Annotated in this window: 2 protein-coding genes; one reads left to right on the forward strand and one right to left on the reverse strand. The window is 71.2% G+C overall.

Annotation, left to right across the window (positions count from 1 at the left end; translation table 11 throughout):
- Positions 1-1,634 (reverse strand): DEAD/DEAH box helicase (locus C1J01_RS47310; RefSeq protein ID WP_181449361.1); only part of this gene is annotated, 1,634 nt, incomplete at its 3' end.
- Between the two features lie 351 nt (positions 1,635-1,985).
- On the opposite strand from C1J01_RS47310, the gene C1J01_RS47315 reads away from it, so the two are divergent.
- The gene (locus tag C1J01_RS47315) at positions 1,986-2,630 is read left to right on the forward strand and encodes a ferritin-like fold-containing protein (protein ID WP_181449362.1); all 645 of its coding nucleotides are present in this window, start codon (positions 1,986-1,988) and stop codon (positions 2,628-2,630) included.
- Positions 2,631-2,861 lie beyond the last annotated feature (231 nt).

A 2,861-nucleotide genomic window follows, 5' to 3' on the forward strand; every position in this document is an offset into this window, starting at 1 on the left:
GGTGCCGCGGGAGCCTCGGCGGCGGGTGCCGCGGGGCGGTCGGGGACCGGCTCCGGCTCGGCGGCGGCGCGGCGGGACCGGGTGGACCGCACGGGGGCCTCCGCGGCCTCCGCGTCGGCGGCCCGGCGGGAGCGGGTGGCTCGCACCGGGGCCTCCTGGGCCTCCGCGTCGTCGGACCGGTGGGAGCGGCCGCCCGTCACCGGCGCCTCGGGGGCCTCGGCGAGCGCCTGCTCGATGGCCGTCGAAGCGGCACCCCTGCGCGTACGGGTGCGCTTCGGCTCGGCCGCCCGCTCGACCTCGTCCGTGGTCAGCAGCGCCTCCTGCGTCTTGGTGTTCACGGACTCCACCTCCGGCGTCTCGACGGTCTCCGCCATCTCCCTGCCACCGCGGGTGCGGCGGCGCTGGCGCGGCGTACGGGCGGGACGCTCCTCGCGCTCCTCGCGGCGGCGCCCGCCACGCGTGCGGATCCTGCCCGTCTCACCGAGGTCCTCGATCCGCTCGGCCGACAGCCCCGCCCGCGAACGGGAGGCGTGGGGCAGGACGCCCTTGGTGCCCTCGGGGATGTCGAGCTCGGTGTAGACGTGCGGCGAGGTGGAGTAGGTCTCCACGGGCTCGGCGAACTCCAGCCCGAGCATCTGGTTGATCATCTTCCAGCGGGTCAGCTCCTCCCACTCGACGAACGTGACCGCGATGCCCGTGCGCCCGGCCCGGCCGGTGCGGCCGATGCGGTGCACGTAGGTCTTGTCGTCGGTGGGGCAGTCGTAGTTGACCACGTGGGTGACGTCGTCGATGTCGATGCCGCGGGCCGCCACGTCGGTGGCCACGAGCACGTCGATCTTGCCGTTGCGGAACGCCCGCAACGCCTGCTCGCGCTGGCCCTGGCCGAGGTCGCCGTGGACGGCCGCGACCGCGAAGCCGCGGGTGTCGAGCTGCTCGGCGACCATGTCGCAGGCCCGCTTGGTCTCGCAGAAGACCATGGTGAGCCCGCGCCCGTTCGCCTGCAGCAGCCGCGCGAGGATCTCGATCTTGTCCATCCGGTGCGTACGCCACACGACCTGGCGGACCTGCGGCGTGGTCTCGCCCTCGCCGCTCTCCATCTCGGCGCGTACGTGCGTCGGGCGGTTGAGGTATTTGCGCGAGAGCGCGACGATCTCGCCCGGCATCGTGGCCGAGAACAACATCGTCTGCCGCTGCGCGGGGATCAGCTTGAAGATCCGCTCGATGTCGGGGAGGAAGCCCAGGTCGAGCATGCGGTCGGCCTCGTCGAGCACCAGCGAGGTGATCTGGCTCAGGTCGAGGTGCTTCTGCTTGACCAGGTCGAGCAGCCGGCCGGGGGTGCCGACGATGACGTCGACGCCCGCCTTCAGCGCCTCGATCTGCGGCTCGTACGCCCGGCCGCCGTAGACGGTCAGGACGCGCGAGCCGAGCTTGCCGGCGGCGGTGACGAGGTCCTCGCTCACCTGCACGGCCAGCTCACGGGTCGGCACGACGACCAGCCCGCGGGGCTTCTTTCGGTTTTTGCGCGGCTTGCCGATGCTCTGCAGCATCGCGATGCCGAACGCGTAGGTCTTTCCCGTGCCCGTGCGGGCCTGACCGATGAGGTCCTGGCCGCTCAGCGCGAGCGGGAGGGCCATTTCCTGGATCGGAAACGGCGTGACGATGCCCTCGGTCTCGAGGGCGTCGGCGATCTCTGGTGTGACTCCGAGGTCTCGGAAAGTCGTCAGCGTGGCCTGCCTCAGTCTCAAATGAAGGCGGGCCTGCCGGGACCGACGGGCGGAGAAACGCCCCGTATCGTGGGTCCTCGCGGTAGAGCCAGCCCTCTCGCGTCATCAGCGACCGCGCACCCGGGGAAACGGGGGGTAATCGGGGTGTTGTCCCGAATTAACACAGTGCGGTCGCACTTTCACAGAGCAGTGTACTCGATACCACAACGCTGGCCGAGCTCGCGTATGTTCCCGAAGAATCGCCGAAGTACGCTGCCTTCCATGAAAGAGTCTCCTGGAGTCGTCGACCTGCTCGGTGTGCTGGCCTACGCGGAGCTCAGCGCGTACGCGCGCATGACCGAGGATGCCGCCACCCTCGCCCCCTCACTGGCCGACCGGGCGGCGCTGAGTGAGCTCGCCGTGACCGAGTACGCCCACTTCCGCCTGCTGCGTGACCGGCTGACCGAGCTGGGGGCCGACCCCGGTGAGGCGATGGCGCCGTTCGTGGCGGCGCTGGAGGCCTGGCACGCGCAGACCCGGCCGTCCGACTGGCTGCAGGCGCTGGTCAAGACGTACGTCGGCGACGGCATCGCGCACGACTTCTACCGGGAGGCGGCACGGCATCTCGATCCCTCGATCGCCCGGCTGGTCGACGAGGTGCTCGTCGACGAGGGGCGTTCGCAGTTCGCGGTCGAACGGGTCAGGGCGGCGATCGAGGCCGACCCGGTGGCGAGCGGGCGGCTGGCGTTGTGGGCGCGGCGGCTGGTGGGGGAGGCGCTCAGCCAGGGGCAGCAGGTTGCCGCGGCGCGGCCGGAGCTGGCGACGTTGCTGACGGAGTCGCTCGAAGAGGGTAAGGCCGATATTTCACGACTTTTCGCGAAACTCCAGGAGGAGCACAACAAACGCATGGCCGCGATGGGGCTCTGACCCGGCTCTGACCCGGCCGTGTGGACGCCGGGCCGGCGATTGGGCGGCGCGAGCGCCGAAACGGTTGTACCGTGCCGACATGAGGGCCTCGCGCCGCTACGGCAGTTCCTTGACGAGATGCGGTCCGAATCGCTGGATTTCCCGCGCGGTGCTGCGCAGGCAGGCCACGGTCTGTCCGGCCGTGCCCTGCGGGCACACCGCCACCCGCCTCCGCCGCCCCCGCGGCTGCCG

The organism is Nonomuraea aridisoli, assembly GCF_003236395.1.
GTDB lineage: Bacteria > Actinomycetota > Actinomycetes > Streptosporangiales > Streptosporangiaceae > Nonomuraea > Nonomuraea aridisoli.